At 80.4% G+C, this 1,231-nt stretch carries 1 protein-coding gene; it reads right to left on the reverse strand.

The window, feature by feature from the left end; genetic code table 11:
• Window positions 1-526: 526 nt before the first annotated feature.
• Window positions 527-1,231: histidine phosphatase family protein (locus GTR00_RS21200; RefSeq protein WP_205706355.1), on the reverse strand; the 705-nt coding region annotated here is incomplete at its 5' end.

Below are 1,231 nucleotides of genomic sequence, written 5' to 3' on the forward strand. Positions count from 1 at the left end.
CCAGCAGTTCGTCGGCGACGGGCGCACCGCCCAGGGTCAGCGACGCCACGCGCGAGCCGGCCGGCTGCGCCAGGTCCTCCGTCGCCGCCGCCACCGCAGCCGCCGTCGCCCCAGCCGCCGCCGTCACCGCTCCAGCCGCCGGACCAGCTGCCGTCGGTGGAGCCGCCGGCGCCGCGGTGCCCGCTGCCGCGGTGCCGCCCACCGCCGGGGCGCCCCGGGCGGACGAGGGCCGTCACCGCGGCGAGGGCGAGGACGAGGACGAAGAAGGTGATGATCACGAGACCCTCCGTGCTGTTCTGGTCCGGTCGTCGTTGCCGGACAGCTCGATCCCTGCGCTGAACAACGTGGGAGGGGGCGGGTCGTCGTCGATCCCCGCCACCGCCGGGCCGCCCCAGGACGGGCTGGCCCGGTGCCGCCACCCCGGCGGCCGCCGGCCGCTGCCGCTGCCGCTGCCGACGACGCCAGGCTCGGGCACCGCGGCGGGCGCTGTCAACGCCCGCCGCGGTGCCCGGACCCGCACGGGTGCTCAGACCCGGTTGACGGCCAGGACCTCGCTGGAGCCGTCGGCGTGCAGGCGCAGCACCGTGCGGGAGGCGGGGTCCACGTGGATGCGCCGCTGCAGGTGCGCACCGCAGCCCAGGCACTGGCGCAGCAGCGCCCGCAGCGGGTCGCCGTGGGTGACCAGCACCACGCGCCGGCCGGCCCAGCGCGCGCGCAGGGCAGCCGCCGCCTCGCGCACGCGCGCCTCGACGGCCACCAGCGCCTCCCCGCCGGGCGGGGCGACGGACGGGTCGTCCGACCAGGCGGCGAACTCCGCCGGCCAGCGCCGGGCGACCTCCGCGGCGGTGCAGCCGTCCCAGTCGCCGAAGTCGGTCTCGTCCCACTGCGGGTCCACCACGAGGCGGGCGCCGACCTGCTCGGCGACGGCCTCGGCGGTCTGCCGCGAGCGGCGCAGGGTGGAGGTGACGACGACGTCGGCGCCGCGCACCTCGGGGCTGGCGGCGGCCCGGCGCGCCTCCTCCCGGCCGGTCGCGGACAGCTCCGGGTCCTCGCCGCAGCGGCCCGACAGGCGCCGCTGCTCGGTCAGGGGCGTGGAGGCGTGGCGCACCAGGACCAGGTCCAGGGGCTCGCCGCGCTCCCCCGCCGGCGCGGCGGGCACGGCGGGCTGGGCGGCCGGGGCGGACGCCGCACGAGCGGCACCGGCAGCCCCGGCGGCGCCGGCGCCCGGACC

Origin of the sequence: Kineococcus indalonis, assembly GCF_009906395.1 — a bacterium.
In the GTDB taxonomy this organism is placed as follows: Bacteria; Actinomycetota; Actinomycetes; order Actinomycetales; family Kineococcaceae; genus Kineococcus; species Kineococcus indalonis.